General features: G+C 74.5%; 18 protein-coding genes. 12 read left to right on the top strand and 6 right to left on the bottom strand.

Going from position 1 to position 15084, the window contains the following annotated elements:
* The first annotated feature begins 1 nt into the window (after window position 1).
* A complete protein-coding gene (locus ACIRS1_RS21205; protein ID WP_360216155.1) occupies window positions 2-877 on the top strand; it encodes a hypothetical protein in 876 nt (291 codons plus the stop codon).
* A gap of 168 nt (window positions 878-1045) precedes the next feature.
* Here the strand turns inward: ACIRS1_RS21205 and ACIRS1_RS21200 are convergent, their stop codons facing one another.
* Window positions 1046-1774 carry a DUF4232 domain-containing protein gene (locus ACIRS1_RS21200; protein ID WP_360216157.1) on the bottom strand — a complete coding sequence of 243 codons (729 nt, stop codon included), beginning with the start codon at window positions 1772-1774 and terminating at the stop codon, window positions 1046-1048.
* On the opposite strand from ACIRS1_RS21200, the gene ACIRS1_RS21195 reads away from it, so the two are divergent.
* Window positions 1764-2060, top strand: coding sequence for a hypothetical protein (locus ACIRS1_RS21195; RefSeq protein WP_402842037.1), 297 nt, complete (start codon window positions 1764-1766; stop codon window positions 2058-2060). The two genes, ACIRS1_RS21200 and ACIRS1_RS21195, sit on opposite strands and share 11 nt — an antisense overlap.
* Before the next feature lie 180 nt (window positions 2061-2240).
* The gene (locus ACIRS1_RS21190) at window positions 2241-3470 is read left to right on the top strand and encodes a serine hydrolase domain-containing protein (protein WP_402842034.1); all 1230 of its coding nucleotides are present in this window, start codon (window positions 2241-2243) and stop codon (window positions 3468-3470) included.
* A gap of 68 nt (window positions 3471-3538) precedes the next feature.
* On the opposite strand, the gene ACIRS1_RS21185 is transcribed toward ACIRS1_RS21190, so the two are convergent.
* Window positions 3539-4630 carry a substrate-binding domain-containing protein gene (locus ACIRS1_RS21185; RefSeq protein ID WP_360216169.1) on the bottom strand — a complete coding sequence of 364 codons (1092 nt, stop codon included), beginning with the start codon at window positions 4628-4630 and terminating at the stop codon, window positions 3539-3541.
* Window positions 4631-5120: 490 nt separating this feature from the next.
* Between ACIRS1_RS21185 and ACIRS1_RS21180 the strand changes: the two genes are divergently transcribed.
* A complete protein-coding gene (locus ACIRS1_RS21180; protein ID WP_402842031.1) occupies window positions 5121-5903 on the top strand; it encodes a VOC family protein in 783 nt (260 codons plus the stop codon).
* A 59-nt stretch (window positions 5904-5962) separates the two neighbouring features.
* On the opposite strand, the gene ACIRS1_RS21175 is transcribed toward ACIRS1_RS21180, so the two are convergent.
* The 3 genes from ACIRS1_RS21175 to ACIRS1_RS21165 form a co-directional block, all read right to left on the bottom strand.
* On the bottom strand, window positions 5963-6286 hold the full coding sequence (locus tag ACIRS1_RS21175; protein ID WP_402842028.1) for a hypothetical protein: 324 nt from the start codon (window positions 6284-6286) through the stop codon (window positions 5963-5965).
* Between the two features lie 116 nt (window positions 6287-6402).
* Complete coding sequence (locus ACIRS1_RS21170) at window positions 6403-7341, bottom strand: ergot alkaloid biosynthesis protein (protein ID WP_402842025.1); 939 nt, start codon at window positions 7339-7341, stop codon at window positions 6403-6405.
* On the bottom strand, window positions 7338-7802 hold the full coding sequence (locus tag ACIRS1_RS21165; RefSeq protein ID WP_402842023.1) for a nuclear transport factor 2 family protein: 465 nt from the start codon (window positions 7800-7802) through the stop codon (window positions 7338-7340). Before ACIRS1_RS21165 ends, ACIRS1_RS21170 begins: the two co-directional genes overlap by 4 nt.
* A 94-nt stretch (window positions 7803-7896) precedes the next feature.
* Between ACIRS1_RS21165 and ACIRS1_RS21160 the strand changes: the two genes are divergently transcribed.
* From ACIRS1_RS21160 to ACIRS1_RS21145, 4 genes are all read left to right on the top strand, one after another.
* The gene (locus ACIRS1_RS21160) at window positions 7897-8502 is read left to right on the top strand and encodes a TetR/AcrR family transcriptional regulator (RefSeq protein ID WP_402842020.1); all 606 of its coding nucleotides are present in this window, start codon (window positions 7897-7899) and stop codon (window positions 8500-8502) included.
* A 57-nt stretch (window positions 8503-8559) separates the two neighbouring features.
* Complete coding sequence (locus ACIRS1_RS21155) at window positions 8560-9129, top strand: hypothetical protein (RefSeq protein WP_360216187.1); 570 nt, start codon at window positions 8560-8562, stop codon at window positions 9127-9129.
* 107 nt (window positions 9130-9236) lie between these two features.
* A complete protein-coding gene (locus ACIRS1_RS21150; RefSeq protein ID WP_402842018.1) occupies window positions 9237-9758 on the top strand; it encodes a regulator component in 522 nt (173 codons plus the stop codon).
* Window positions 9743-10990 (top strand): MAB_1171c family putative transporter, encoded by a 1248-nt coding sequence (locus tag ACIRS1_RS21145; protein ID WP_402842016.1) that lies wholly within the window; start codon window positions 9743-9745, stop codon window positions 10988-10990. Before ACIRS1_RS21150 ends, ACIRS1_RS21145 begins: the two co-directional genes overlap by 16 nt.
* Window positions 10991-11075: 85 nt before the next feature.
* On the opposite strand, the gene ACIRS1_RS21140 is transcribed toward ACIRS1_RS21145, so the two are convergent.
* Window positions 11076-12065, bottom strand: a complete 990-nt coding sequence (locus ACIRS1_RS21140) for a LuxR C-terminal-related transcriptional regulator (RefSeq protein ID WP_402842013.1) — start codon at window positions 12063-12065, stop codon at window positions 11076-11078.
* Window positions 12066-12495: 430 nt separating this feature from the next.
* Here ACIRS1_RS21140 and ACIRS1_RS21135 point away from each other — a divergent pair, with 430 nt between their 5' ends.
* The 4 genes from ACIRS1_RS21135 to ACIRS1_RS21120 all read left to right on the top strand — a co-directional run.
* On the top strand, window positions 12496-12639 hold the full coding sequence (locus ACIRS1_RS21135) for a hypothetical protein (protein ID WP_402842010.1): 144 nt from the start codon (window positions 12496-12498) through the stop codon (window positions 12637-12639).
* A gap of 17 nt (window positions 12640-12656) precedes the next feature.
* Entirely contained in the window at window positions 12657-12914 is a 258-nt protein-coding gene (locus tag ACIRS1_RS21130) for a hypothetical protein (RefSeq protein ID WP_387898940.1), read from the top strand.
* A 94-nt stretch (window positions 12915-13008) separates the two neighbouring features.
* A complete protein-coding gene (locus ACIRS1_RS21125; protein ID WP_402842008.1) occupies window positions 13009-13959 on the top strand; it encodes a hypothetical protein in 951 nt (316 codons plus the stop codon).
* A gap of 121 nt (window positions 13960-14080) precedes the next feature.
* A partial coding sequence (locus tag ACIRS1_RS21120) for a hypothetical protein (RefSeq protein WP_402842005.1) occupies window positions 14081-15084 on the top strand: 1004 nt, incomplete at its 3' end.

Genomic DNA, 15084 nt, shown 5'->3' with positions numbered 1-15084 from the left:
CATGAGCTACGAGACCACGCATCCTCCCGGACACTCCGGCTGCTGCGACGCGGACGCCATCGACGCGCTCGCCTGCAAGGCGCAGGGCATCCGGCGACGGGCCGACGTCATCCAGGAGAGCCTCAAGACCCTGGAGCCCTTCAAGGCCGCCTTCTCCACCGCGAAGAAGGACTACGGCGCCGCCCGCACCGCCGCCGGGCACGACGTCAAGACGGCCGACGCCCAACTGAAGGCGATCCGCGAACAGCTGCGCTGCCGGCTCGACGAGGAGCAGCGCGACTGCGCCGAGCGTTCGGAGCAGAAGGTGCAGACCCGGATCGAGGCCTGTGCCGGGGAGCCCGGCTGCCGCGAGTTCCCGTGCGAGTTCGGCACCGAGGGCCACAAGGACGACCCGACCGGCAAGCTCGCGGGGCTGATCGCGCACTACCGCAGCGAGATCGACGCCGCCTCGGCGTTCTTCCTGGAGCTGGTCGCCGAGCAGACCGCGCTGCCGCAGCGCGCCGCGCGGCTGAAGGCGGACGCGGCCCAGCTCACCGCGGACGCGGCCGACCCGAACCGCAGCCCGCTGGAGCTGTACGTGCGCCTGCTGGTCCTGGACCGGGCCGCCAAGGGCGTGTGGAACGGCTTCCCGGGTGTCCAGGAGTACGTCGACTGCCTGTGCCGGACGCTGCTGCACGTCCTGAAGGGCTGGGAGGCGGTGGCCGTCCTGGAGGGGTGGCGGGCCGTGCGGGCGTGCCAGGACCAGGGGCGGGAGGCCCGCTGCAAGCAGCTGCGGGAGCACACGGTCGAGGAGGTGATGGCGGAGGCCGCCAAATGCCTGGGCGACTGCGGCCCGCACGGCGGCTCCTCCGGGCCGTACTCCCCCAAGCCCTGCTGAGGGGGCGCCACGGCGGTCGGCGGCCGGGCCGGTTCCCGGGCGGGGCCCGGGTCGGCCCGGACGCGCGCACCGCGTCGCCGGGCCGGCCGTCGGGCAGGTCCTGGTCCTGGTCGTCTGCCACCTGCGGTGACCGCGGGCCGGGGCGGCGGCGGGCCGGCCGCGCCGCCGTCAGGACCGGTCGTCCTCCCTGGCCCAGGCTCCGACGCCGAGGCGCCCGGTGGTCCCCAGGTCGAGTTCCGGGGTGAGCATCACGGGGGCGGCGCCCTCGCCGGCGCGCACCCGCAGGTAGGTGGCGTTCACCGGGTCGCTGCCGGCCTCGGCGGTGTTGCGCCACACCAGGGTGGTGCGGGCTCCCTCGCCGGGCCGCAGCGCGATCTCCTGCGGCGGGTTGTCCGCACCGGTGCCGCTCGCGATCGCGGCGCCGCCGGACAGGACCCGCACCCCGTCGATCGGCCGGTGCTTCAGGTCGAGCGGCTGCAGCCGGGGGTAGCCGTTCACGGTCACCGTGGAGTCCCCGCAGTTGCGCAGGTGCAGGCCCATCACCCGCAGGCCCATCGCGGCGTCGCCCTCGTCCGCGTACAGCCGCAGGCCCGACGCCGGGCACGGGCCGCCGGGCCGCGGGGCCTCGGCGGTGGGCACGCTGCGGACCTTGGAGACCTTCACCTGCCGGGCCGCGCCGGGCGTCGTCCGGATCGGGCCGAGCGGCCCGGTCGCGACGTCCCCCGGCCGCGACGTCGGGCGCCCGTCCAGGTCGATCCGGCCGGTCGCGGTGGCCCCCGGGGCGAGCCCGGTGGCGGTGCGCGTCTCGGTGTCCAGCACGCCCCCGTCCGCCGCCAGCCGGCTGAACAGCACGGTGACGTCGGCGGGCCCCTCGGCCGGATCACCGGTGTTGGTCACCTCGTACTCCGCGCAGGACGCGCCGGCCGCGGTGATCCGCGCGGTGGCCGGCGCCCGCCCGTCCGCCGACTGCGCGGAGGCCGCCGGCCCCGGGGCGGCCGACGACCCCGGGGGCGAGGACGGTGCGGACGACGAGGCGCCGCACGGACCGGTGCCACCGGCGGACGCCGGGGCCAGCCCCGACCCGGAGCCGCAGCCCGTGAGCAGCGCGGCGCCCACCGCGAGGGCCGCGGCGGCCACGACGGGGCGGAGCACCGGGAGCGACCGGGGGGACCTCTCGAACTGACGCATCATCCGATGCGATCACGACCCGGCCCGATCGGCAGTGACCCGCACCACTTCGTGGGCAACGGACCTGCAACACTCCGGTTCCGCCCCCGGCCCGCGCGGGCCCGACGGGTGATGTTCCGGCGGCGCGGCGGGCCGCCGCGCCGGTGCCGCGACACCCCCCGCCGATACTGCGGGCATGACACCCACCCGCCCGAAAGCCCTGCTGCGCCTGGCCGCGCTCACCGCGGTCACCGCCCTCGTCGCCGTCAGCGCCCCGGCCACCGCCGCCGGCGCCACGGGTGAAACCGACCGCCACCGCCCCTGCGTCGGTTCCCCGGCGCCCGAGCGCGGGCCGGCGCTGGACGCGCTGCGGATCGCCGAGCAGGCCAAGGAGGAGCTGGACCTCACGTCGGTGATCCTGCGGGTCACCGCCGACGGCCGCGAGGTCCTCACCGCCGCGCTCGGCGAGTCCATGACCGGGGTTCCGGCCCGGCCCGACATGCACTTCCGCAACGGCAACGTGGCGATCAGCTACATGGGCACCGCGCTTCTGCGGCTCGTCGACGAGGGGGTGGTCGGCCTCGACGACCCGGTCTCCCGCTGGCTGCCCGACCTGCCGCACGGCGACGGCATCACCCTGCGGATGCTCGGCGCCTCCACCACCGGCCTGGTCGACTACGTCAAGGCCCCCGGCTTCGGCGAGGCGGTCTACGCCGACCCGTTCCGCCAGTGGACGGCCGAGGAGCTGGTGGCCATCTCCACCGGCCTGCCGCGGCTGTACGAGCCCGGCACCGACTGGAGCTACTCGCACGCCAACTTCGTCCTCCTCGGCGCCGCGCTGGAGAGGATCACCGGCACCCGGCTGGACGTCCTGCTGCAGCAGAAGATCCTGGACCCGCTCGGCCTCCACGAGACCCGCAACAGCTACACGCCGGACATCCCGACCCCCGTCCTGCACGCCTTCACCTCCGAACGCGGCACCTACGAGGAGTCCACCTTCTGGAACCCGTCGTGGACCACCGCCCCCGGCGCGGTGCAGACCACCGACATCTGCGACCTCGCCCGCGGGGCCGTCGGCATCGGCGCGGGCGAGCTGCTCTCCCCGTCCTCCTACCGGCAGCTGCTGAACCCGGGGACGGTGGGCCTCGGCCACCCGACCGACACGTGTGCGGCGGACGTCTGCATCCCGCAGACCGAGGCCACCCACTACGGCATGGGTGTGGTGGTGCTGGACGACTGGATCTCCCAGCACCCGCTGTTCTTCGGGTACTCCGCCTCCCAGGACTACCTCCCGTGCGAGCACCTGGCGATCGCCGTCTCCACCACGAACGGCCCGAAGGCCCCCGGTGGCCACACGGCCCACACGATCGCCCAGCGGATCGCCGCGGCCCTCGCCCCGGGCCACCCGATCCCCGACTTCGGCTGACCCCACCCGCTCCCCGTCCGCGCCCCGGGCCCTCCCCCACCGGGCCCGGGCGCGTCGCGCCGCCGGTGCTACTTGACGCCGGCCGCCGCGCAGGCGTCCGCGTACTGCGGGGTGCAGATGTCGGCGGCCTTGTAGAGCCCGCCGCCGACCACGGTGACCGCGACCTTCGGCTTGGTCACGACGATCGGCGTGAGCAGCAGTGAGGGGATGTGCTGCCCGGCGCTGACGGTGTCCGAGCTCGCGACCGTGCTGATGTCCAGGCCCTCGACCAGCTGGACGGCGATGCTGGCCGCCGCGTCCGTCTCGGGCTTGTACGGCTTGTAGATCGTGAAGGCCTGCTCGCCGGTGAGGACCCGGCGCACCGCGTCGATGGAGGCGTCCTGGCCGCCGACGGGCACGTTCTTGATGCCCGCCGACTTCAGGGTGTCGATGATCGGACCGGCCATGCCGTCGTTGCCCGAGTAGACGGCCTGGATGCCGTCCTTGCCGAGGCTCTTGATCGCCTCGCCCATCTTCGCCGCGGCCACGTCCGGCTTCCACTCGCCGGACTGCTCGTAGGCGATCTTCTTGACCTTGCCGTCCAGCGCCCGGTGCGCGCCCGCCTTGAAACTGGCGGCGTTCGGGTCCGAGTCGGCACCGTTGATCATGACCACGTTGGCGGCGGCGGCCTTCGGGCCGAGCGCGTCGAGCAGGGCCTGGCCCTGGAGTTCGCCGGTCCGCTCGTTGTCGAAGGAGACGTACGCGGCGACCTTGCCCTCGGCCAGCCGGTCGTACGCGACGACCTTCACGCCCTTCGCCGCGGCGGCCTCCACCCACGGCGCGGTGGTCTTGGAGTCGACCGGGTCGAGCAGGATGACCTTGACGCCCTTGGCCAGCAGGTCGTCGAACTGCTTCTTCTGGGCGGCCGCGTTGCCGTCCGCGTTGGCGTACTCGACCTTGCAGTCCGGGCACAGGCCCGCCACACCGGCCTTGATCAGCGGCGCGTCGAACGCCTCGTAGCGGGTCGAGGAGGAGTTCTCCGGCAGCAGCAGACCGATGGTGCGGTCGTTCCCGGCCGCCTGGGGCTTCTGCGTCGCATCGCCCTGCCCGCAGGCGGCGAGGGTGAGCGCCAGGGACATCACGGCCGTGCCCTGGGCCGCGCGACGCATGGGTCTGTTCATGTGGGGGGTGCCTCCTGTCCTGTGCCGCACCGGTGCAGCGACAGAGGAGGGAGTCAAGCGCCACCGGGCCGTCACGTCAATAAGTGAAGGAGTCTTCGTTATTTCCGCTGTCCAATTCGTTATGGATGAACGATCGCCCGCGGATCGCCGCAGGTGGCGTTCCGGGCTCGCTTTCATGAGGTCAACTCTTGGGCTTGCGTCGCGTCAGCCGGGGGTGACGGCGACCGGCCGGCGAGAGGGTGTCGCGGACGCTTCCGACCCTCACCCGCGCCACCGATCCACCCTTTCCCCGGACGCGGGGACGCCCCCCGGGGCGACCGGCGGCCGGCCCGACGCGCGACGCCCCGGCGCCCGACGATCCGTCACCGGCGGTGCACCGCAGCGCAGTCCGCGAGCCGCCCCGCGGCGTGTCGGGTCGCAGGCCGCACTCCACGGGCGGAGGGTGACCGGCAGGGGGCCCCGCCGGGGGCCGCCAGTGGAAGGAGCGAGAATGCCCGAGGTCACCACTCCGTACGCGACCGGCACCCCGTGCTGGGTCGACCTGATGGCCAAGGACCAGCAGCAGGCGCTGGACTTCTACCGCGACCTGCTGGGCTGGCAGGGGCAGCCCGGCCCCGCCGAGTTCGGCGGGTACGCGGTCTGCGAGCTCGCCGGAAAGGCCGTCGCCGGCATCGGCCCGGCGATGGCCCCCGAGGGCATGCCGGAGCCGCCGACCGTCTGGACCAGCTACCTGGCGAGCAGCGACGCCCAGGCCACCCAGGACGCGATCGTCGCCGCGGGCGGCACCCTGATCGTCCCGGTGACGGACGTCGGCGACCTCGGCCGGATGCTCGTCGCCGCCGACCCGCAGGGCGCCGTCTTCGGCGTCTGGCAACCCGGCACCTTCTTCGGCGCCCGGATCGTCAACGAGGCCGGCGCGCTCACCTGGAACGAACTGCACACCAGCGACGTCGCGGCCGCCACCGCCTTCTACGGCGAGGCCCTCGGCATCGAGGTCAAGCGGATGGAGGACGCCGAGGTCGACTACTGGGCGCTGAACGTGGGCGACCGCGCCGTCGGCGGCGCCACCCTGCTCGCGAACGACCCGCCCGGCACCCCCGCCCACTGGCTGACCTACTTCGCCGTCGACGACGTGGACTCCACCGTCGACGCCCTCGTCAAGCGCGGCGGCATGGTGCTGGCCCCGCCGTTCGACATGATGGCCGGCCGGATGACGGTGGTCGCGGACCCGCAGGGCGCCCCGTTCGCGATGATCAGGCCGACCCCGATGTAGACCCGGCACACCCGGACCGGGCACCCCGACGGCCGCTGACGGTCCCCTCGCGGGGGCGGTCAGCGGCCGTCGCGTTCGCTGACCAGCACGCGGTTGCCCAGGTGCTCGCTGCAGTAGCCGACGTCGGCCAGGAGCGCCGCGACCCGCAGGGTGAGCTGGAAGGGCCGGGAGCGGACGTCGGCGCCGCTGTGCGGCCGGCTCCCGGCGGACGCGGGCGGCTCGACGGCCGCGGACCGCGCGCCGTCCCGCCAGGAGACCGTCACGCCGTGGGCGTGGTTGACCACCATCATGCCCTCCGTCCCGCCCGCGCTGTCGGCGATCGGGAACCCCGCCCCGCGCAGCGTCGCGGTGACCGATTCGGACAGAACGCGATGGATTGGCATACGACAAGGCTAGATGATGGATGCGGAATGAACAGATGGTGAATGACCGAGGGCGGCCTTCCGAGTGACCCGACGGCCCCGAGCTGGGCGGAAGGGGCCGGGCGGGACGTCACGGCTCACCGAGCCGCCGTCAACTCCCGTTCGAAGAACTGCCGGAAGCCGTTCGGCGCGCGCCCGGTGAGCAGCCGGACGGTGTCCGTGGTGCGGTCCTCCGCGCCGGCCGCGATGGCGCGGTCCAGGTCCGCCAGCAGCCCGGCGAAGGCCGGCGGCATCAGCACGGACAGCCGCTCCCGCAGCTCCCCGTGGGTCAGGCGGTGGTGGACCACCGGCCGCCCGGTGACCTCCGCGACGACCGCGGCGACGGCGTCGTGGCTGAGCGCCTCCGGCCCGGTCAGCACGAGGTCGCGGTCGGGTGCGCGCTCGTCGGTCAGCGAGTTCACGGCCACGGCGGCGATGTCCTCGGCGTCGACGAAGCCGACCCGCCCGGCCCCGGCCGCCGTCAGGATGGTGCCGTGCTCCCGGATGCTCCGGGCGTGGAGGTGCTCGCCGGTGAAGTTCTGCATGAACCAGGAGGGCCGCAGCACCGCCCACTCCTCGAAGAGCTCCGGCAGCGCCCGGTGCACCTGCCCCACCGCGGGCCCTCCCTCGGGCACGGCCGAGGAGCTGAGGAGCACCGCGCGCCGCACACCGGCGGCACGGGCGCGGCGCAGGAACGGCAGCATGACCGGCAGTGGGTCCGGCTCGCCGACGGGCGGGACGAGGTAGACACGGTCCGCCCCGGCCACGGCGTCGGCGAAGGTGGCGGGGTCGTACCAGTCGAAGCGCACCGACTCCGCGGCGGCCGAGGGCGTTCCGACCGACTCCGCACCGACCGAGGGCGCGGCGGACGAGGGCGCACCGGCCGACTCCGCGGCGGCCGACGGGGCGTCGACCCACGGTGCGCCGCGGCGGCCGGCGGCCCTGACCCGGTGTCCGCCGGCCAGCAGCCGCGCGGCCGTACGGCTCCCGGTGGTGCCGGTGGCCCCGATGACGAGCGTGGTGCCGGTGTCGCTCATCGGGCCGCACCCCCGGCGAAGCCGAGGCCGGGCTGCTGAACGGCGAGCGGGTTCCAGTAGTCGCGGTAGGAGGTGAACCGCCCGTCCCTGGCGGTCACCACGGCGACGTAGGTCATGTCGAAGGGGCCGCCGGTCCGCACCAGCCGGCCCACCCCGCGCATCTCCACCACGATGGTCTCCGCGTCCGCGGTCCGGTGGATCTCCAGGTCCGGGAAGTCGTGCAGCTCGATGTGCTCGGGGTAGTCGCGCATGTAGGCGGCGATCTCCGCCCTCCCCGTCAGCCTCCGCGGCCAGCCCGGCGGCGCGAAGGGGAACTCCATGACGCCGTCCTCGGCCCAGAGCGCGACCCAGCCGGGGACGTCCTGCTCCAGGAGCAGACGCAGGCCGCGGCGGAAGAGCTCGACCGGCGGAGTGCCGGCCGACGGCGGGAGGTCGACCGACGGTGGGGTGTTCGCGGGCATGGGTGTCTCCGTCGCATAAGATACGGACCGGCGGTCCGCTTCAGTGAAAGATACGGACCGCCGGTCCGTATCGCAACCGGAGGTGGACCCGCCCATGCCCGTCAGCGCACCCGATCCCGCAGTTCCGCCCGAGCGCAAGCCGCGCAAGGACGCCGTGCGCAACCGGGCGGCCGTCCTCGCGGCCGCCGACACGCTCTTCACCGGCTCCCGGCGGCCCGAGGACGTCACCATGTCCGACGTGGCCGCGGCCGCCGGCGTCGGCAAGGGCACGCTCTTCCGGGCCTTCGGCGACCGCACGAGCCTCATCCGCGCCCTCTACCAGGAGCGGCTCGGCCCCCTGACCGCCGCCGTGGCGGAGGGCCCCCCGCCGCTGGGGCCCGCCGCCACGCCCGCCGAACGCGTACCCGCCCTGCTCGACGCGCTGCTGTGCTTCAAGCTCGACCACCGGCACCTCGCCCTCGCCCTGGAGGGCACCGGAGCCGACAGCCCCTACGGCACCGAGCACTACGCCCACTGGCACGCCCTCCTGCGCGACCTGCTGACCGGGCTGCTCCCCCCGACGGAGGCCGACTTCACGGCCCACGCCCTCCTCGCTGCCACCCGCGCCGACCTCGTCGAGCACCTGGCCGGCGAGCTGGCCACCCCCCGCGAGGAGCTCCGCGCCCGGCTGGCCGCCCACACCGCCAGGGTCCTCCCGTGACCGGACGCGGCGCTCGGGGCGTCCGGTATCGTGACAGGGCTCGGGGAGGGGGTAGAGGTGGCGGCAGCAACGACCGGCGGGCCTGATCAGCCGACCGACCGCGCCTCGGCGATCGCCGGCAGGCTGGACCGGCTGATGGCCCGGGAGGCGGCCAGGTCCGGTGGACGGCCCCCGGCGTACCGGGAACTCGCCGACCGCATCAACCGCCTGGCGGGCCGGGACGTCATCTCGCGGGACACCGTCCGCAACCTGCACCTGGGCCTCAACCAGAAGGGGCAGGCCTCCAACCCCACGGTGGAGACGTTGGACTGGCTCGGCCGGGGGTTCGGCATCAGCGCCGGCGCGAGCTACTTCCTCGACGACGCCAGGGCCGCCGTGGTGGACGAGCAGCTTGAGCAGCTGGAGCGCATGGGCGAGCTGCGGCAGGCGCTCGGCAACGACGGGGTCGTCAACCTGGTCCAGCGGGCCTCCTCGCTCTCGAACGGCAGCCTGCGGGTGCTCCTGGCCCTCGCCGACAACCTGCGCCAGGTCGAGGAACAGGCGGCGGAACGGACCAGGCGTCCGGCTGACGGGGCGGCGGACGGCTCGACCGGCAAGGCGACCGGCCCCACGGCCGACGGGACATGACCGGGGTGCGGGTACGCCCCGGCCCCGCGGCGGCCGGGGCCTGAGCCCCGCGCCGCGCAGCCCGCCCCTCACCACCTCCCCGCCACCTCCGAAAGAGCCTCCTGCCCATGGCGTTCCCCCGCGGCCTGCGCCGGCGATGCGAGCGGCGCCTCGCCGGTCTCCGACTGCCGGACCCCTTCACCGTGGAGGCGTTCCGGGCCGCCCTGGAACGGCTCCGCGGGCGCCCCATCGTCCTGGAACCGCTGCCCGCCCTCGGCGCCGACCTGCCCTGCGGCCTGTGGATCGCGCTGCCCAGCATCGACGTCGTCTACTACGAGGAACGCACCAGCCCCGCGCACCAGGACCTGATCAAGCTCCACGAGCTCGGCCACGTCCTGTGCGGGCACCAGGGCTCCCTCGACCTGTCCCGGCTGGCCGCCCTGCTGCCCGACCTGACCCCGGAGCTCGTCGGTGAGGTCCTCGGCGCGGGCCGGACCAGCTACGAGACCGCCGAGGAGCAGGAGGCGGAGATGATCGCCCTCCTGCTGGCCGGCCTGATCGGCACCGCCGCCGACCCGGGGCCCGGCCCCGGCCGCCTGGCCGAGAGCCTCGCGCACCCCGTACGCCCGCACCGGTGGAGGAACTCCTGATGCGCCCGCTGTTCACCTGGCTGATGCCGACACTCGCCTGGAGCGTCGTGCTCTGGCGGACACCGTCGGCCTTCACCACCCGGGCCAAGCGCTCGATCTGGGCGGGCTTCGCCGCGATCGCGGCCGGGCTCAGCGTCCGGCCCGCTGCCGTCGAGCACGCCCTGGCGGAGCTGAGCGGCGTCCGGGACATCACGCTGCTGGTCAAACACCTCGCCGGAGTGGTGGCGGGCTACTTCATGCTGGAGTACGTCCAGGCAGTCCGCGGCCGTCCGCAGCGGCCCGGCGCCGCACGGGCCCGCATGCTGTTCACCGGTGCCGCCGCCGTCGCGCTCACCCTGCTCTTCCTCCTCGCCCTGCCGCACGACCACGACGGCGCCTTCGGCATCGACGCGCACTACGGCGATCCCGGGGTCGAGCTGTACCTGGGGGTGTTCGACACCGTCTTCGCGGTCGCGGCCGCGCAGGCCGCCGTCCTGTTCTGGTCCAACCGGGCGAGCGTTCCGCCCGGCGCCATGCGCGCCGGGGTCAGCTGCCTGGCGGCGGCCAGCGCCACCGGACTCGTCTACACCGTCTACCGCGTCTACTTCGTCCTCAGCAGCGGGGACTCCACCCGGCTCGACGCGGACGGGAAGCCCGTCCCGCTCACCGACACCGTCTCCGAACTGCTGCCTGCCCTCATGATCGTCCTGTTCGTGCTCGGCGTCACCATCCCGCCCACCCGATCCCTGGCCGGCTACCTGCGCGACCAGTACGCGCTGTGGCGGCTCCACCCGCTCTGGGCGGACGTCACCAAGGCCGTGCCGCAGGTGGTGCTGGGCACCCCCGGCAGCCGGCTGCGCGGTCTGCTGACGCCCGGTGACCGTTCCGTCGAGCTCGCGCACCGCGCCTTCGCCCTGCGTGACGCGGCGCTGGTCCTGCGGGAGGACTCCCCCGTCACCGGCGGATCCCCGGCGACCGGCACGGCCGGCGGCGCCGGGGGCGGCCCGGCCGTCGACACCAGGGCCGCCGCGGGCGCCGACGTCCACCTCGACGCGGGTGAGGGCCTCGCCCGCGTCGAGGCCCGCTGGCTGCGGACGGCCGTCCGGCACCGGGCCCGGGGCCTCGCCGCCCCCGCGCCGCCCGCCGTGCTCGACGCCACCGCCGGCGGGCGCTCGCTGCCCGAGGAGATCGCCTGGGTGCTCGCCGTCGCGGACGCCTACCGGGAGCTCGGCCGGAGCGGGGCCGAGGCGTAGGGCGGCGCGACGCGGGAGCGGTGGCCGAAGCGGAAGCGGTGGCCGAAGCGGGAGCGGTGGCCGAAGCGGGAGCGGTGGCGCGTCGTCACAGCCAGCCGCGTTGGGCCGCCTTCAGCCCGGCCTCGAACCTACTGGCCGCCTGGAGCCGTTCCATCAGCCCCGACATCTGCCGGCGCACCGTGCGGAGCGACACCCCCAGGCGCTTGCCCGCCGCTTCGTCCGTCATCCCTGAGGCCAGGAGCTTCAGCAGCTCCCGCTCCCCCTCGCTGATCCCGTCCTCGCCGGAGCCGACCCGCGCGGCGCCCAGCGGAACGGCCGCCTCCCAGGTCTGCTCGAAGAGCGCGACGAGCGTGGCCACGATCCCGGGGGAGGTGGTGCACAGCGCTCCGCGCCGGGAGTTGTCCGGGTCGATCGGGACGAGGGCCGTCGTCCGGTCGAAGATCAGCAGCCGGGCGGGCAGCACGTGGCTGGTGCGGACCTCACCCCCGTGGTCGGTGGTCCACTGCGCGTACGCGAGCGTCGGCGGGTCGTTGCGGACGCTCTCCTGGTAGACCGCGCGCAACCGCACACCCCGATCGAGGGCCGCCTCGTCCAGGGGCCGGGAGGCCTCCAGACTGGCCTCCGACTGGGCACCGCCCGGAATGATCGAGAGGCACTCCACCCTGAGCCCCCGGGTGAGGACCTCCAGCCGGGCCTGGATGGCGTCGAGTCCGAGGAGGCGCTCGTTTCCCTCCAGATTGGTGCCCGGCTGCAGCGCCGAGTACGAGGCGATGGCCCGGGCCGCGGCGGCCTTCCCGACCGCCAGTGCCCGGTGGTGCCGGGCCAGTTCCTCCTCCTCCTGCCGGCGCAGCAGATGTGCCAGCCCGACCTCCAGGCTGACGGCGCGGAGTCCGCCGACGGCCTCCCGGGACGGCGTCAGCAGGCCCAGTTCGACCAGCTGGTCGAGCGCCTCCCGCACCTCCGTCTCGGTCGTCCCGACCCTTGCCGCGAGTTCCGCGACGCCACCGGAAGGCCGCTCCAGCATCTCCCGGTAGACGGCCTCCGTGCGAGTGTCCAGTCCGAAAACGTCCAGCACCGTGCATCCCCCAGCGTTACGTCGGTGTCGGCGAACCCCAACCATGACGATCATAATCGCCACCCTGTCGGTGAGATCAACCTCCCTTTCTCTTCGTCAGCCCGCCCGACACGGCGCTCCGATGAGCGCTCCTCTGAGCGAGCCCGCGGGCGAAAGACCGGCACCAGCCCCGGGTAGGGGGAGGCGACCGACCATCGGAGTGGCGATCGCAGTCGCCGCGCCCGTGGCAGCGGCCGGACCACCGGGCGCCTCCGCGAGGGTCCGGACCCGGGCCGCTGGCACCAAGGTGCCAGGGCTCCTTGGTGCCAGGGCGGAGGCATTCCGCAGGGGTGTTCGGACCAGCAGGATGGTGCTCACCGGAAAGGGGCCGCGAGGGAAAGCGCCCCGGACCGGCCCGAAGTCCAGTACCGAACCGTCCAGGGGGATCGCCATGTTCCGCACCGTCTCGTCGCTCGCCACCGCCGCTCTCGCCGCCCTGCTGCTGCTCGCCGCCGCCCCGGCCGCGACCGCCGCGACCGCCCCGGCTCCCGCGGCCTCCACCGGCGTCGCCTCCTCGGTCATCGGGTGGGACTGAGCTCGATGCGGGTCGTGATGGCCCGTCTGAACCAAGCCCCGACCGCACGACCGCCCGACCCGGCCCCGGCCACCGTCCAGGACCTGATCTGGGCGCACGCCCGGCCCTCCGAGGGTCTGGAGCACGTCCGGGCCGTGACCACGGACCGGTCGCTGGACCTCTACCTCTTCGTCCGGGCCGCCTCCACCGCGGCCGCGATGACCCAGATGCACGCGCTGCTGACCCGGGTCCACGGACCGCTCGCCTCGCACGGCCTCACGCTCGACCGGCGCTGAGCGCCGCATCCGCCGGCGCCGCGCCCGCCGCCGACGCCGACGCCCTCGCACCGAGCCCTCTCCTTCTCCACCCGCCGCCCTCCCGGGAGCCGTCATGCCCGCACGCCCTCGCCGCTCGACCCGCACCGCCGTCTCGGCCGCCGCCCTCGTCCTGTCCGCCGCCGCACTGACCGCCTGCGCCGCCGCGCAGGCGGACTCCCCCAAGGCCGCCGCGCCCGCCACCGGGACGCCCGCGGCCACCACGACTCCGCCGACGGACAAGCCCGTTGAGCCACCCACCGGCTCCGCGACGCCGACCGCAGGCGAGACCGCGCCGCCCCCGGCGGACCAGGCGGCCCCGCCCGCTTCCACGGCAGCGCCCGTGCCGGCCACCAGCGCCCCCGGTGCGCGCGGCGGCACGAGTGCGCCCACGCCCCGCGCCTCCGCGGCACCCGCGGCCCCGGCGGCACCGCAGGGCGCGGGCACCGCGGCCCCGGAGACCCCGCTGACGGCCGCCGTCGCCCCGGCCGGACTCGCCAAGCTGCCGATCGCGTCGACCTTCGGGTGGAAGCCCGACGGCCCGCTCAGCAGCCAGGACATCCAGGGCCGGAAGATCACCCTCAACGAGTGCGCGGCCGTCTCCGGAGCCGCCACCTGGCAGCAGCAGGGCTACGTCAGCGCGGCCAGGAACCCGGCCGGGCAGCAGCTGTTCAGCTTCGCCACCCCCGAGGCCGCGCACGCCGCCTACCAGCAGCTCGTCACCGACATGGGCGCCTGCCAGACCGCGTCGCGGCAGCTGCAGGCCCGCCAGGGGGTCACCCAGGACGCAGCCGTCACCCGCACCGCCGAGACGTCCGACGGAACGTCATGGTCGCGGCAGTGGACCGGAGTCGGCGGCCTGTCGGCCCCCGACCGGCAGACCAACCACGTCTACGCGCTCCAGCAGGGCACCGCCCTCACACTCTTCCAGTTCGACGAGCTGGCGGAGCGCCCCGGCCCGACGCACGACACCGGCACCGACGCCGCGCTGCTCACCGCCCTGGCCGCGCTGGGCTCCCAGCACTGATCCCCGGGCCGCACCGCCCGCGCGGCTGCCCGTACCACCACTGACATCACCTCACCGCGTGCCGCGCCGATCCGTGCCCGGCACCGCGACCCAACACCCCTCTCACCTCGAAGGATTCGCCATGCCCGTTTCCAAGTCGGCCTCCCGTCTGTCCGCCGGCGTGCTCGCCGCCGCCTGCCTGACCGCCGTCGTCACGGCCACCGCCCCGGCAGCGCACGCCGACAGCGTGCTGTCCACCTACTACGCGGCCTCCTCCACCGGTTCCCTCGGCAACGGCGCCGCCCCCGGCGGCCAGGTGACCCGCGGCCAGGTGCTGACCCGGGCCCAGGCCTGGGTGAACCAGGCGGTGCCGTACAGCACCAACGGCCTGACGGCTCCCTACAGCTGGTGGTCGGACGGGCAGACCGGCGGCCGCTACCGCCAGGACTGCTCGGGCTTCGTCTCGATGGCCTGGCAGCTGCCCGAGAGCCCCAACACACTCGGCCTGCCGTCCTACTCCACCTCGATCGGCAAGTGGGACCTCCAGCCCGGCGACATCCTCAACAGCAGCGAACACGTGGTGATCTTCGCCGGCTGGCGCGACAAGAACGCCGGAACGTTCAACTACTACCAGGAGAGCAGCCGCAGCAGGCCCACGAACTTCAACACCGACGGCAACCTCAACGGCTCCTCGCTCTCCTCCCACCCCATGAGCAGCTACACCGCGCTGCGCTACAAGAACATCGTCGACTCCCCCTCGGTGTCGGGGTCGGGTTCGACGGTGGCGGCGTCGGCGACGGGCACTCGGGTGCACCTGAACATCATCGGCTCGGACGGCGGGATGTGGGCCACCGAGGGCGACTACGCCACCGGGAACTGGACCGGCGCCTGGTCACCCCTGGGCGGCTCCGGCCTCAAGGCCCTCACCAGCGTCACCATCGGCACCAGCATGCACGTCTACGCACTCGGCTCCACCGGCCGCGTCTACTCCATGGACGCCGACTACACCACCGGCCAGTGGAGCGGCACCTGGGTCGAGGTCCCCGGCGGTGCCGCCGGCGCCACCGCCCTCACCGCAACCGCCACCGGCAACACCGTCCACCTCAACATCCTCGGCGCCGACGGAGCCCTCTACAACACCGACGG

The sequence above is a fragment of the Kitasatospora sp. NPDC101176 genome, assembly GCF_044768035.1.
Taxonomy (GTDB): domain Bacteria; phylum Actinomycetota; class Actinomycetes; order Streptomycetales; family Streptomycetaceae; genus Kitasatospora.
The sequence above is the reverse complement of the archived record's forward strand: the minus strand, read 5'-3'. Positions and strand labels throughout refer to the sequence as shown.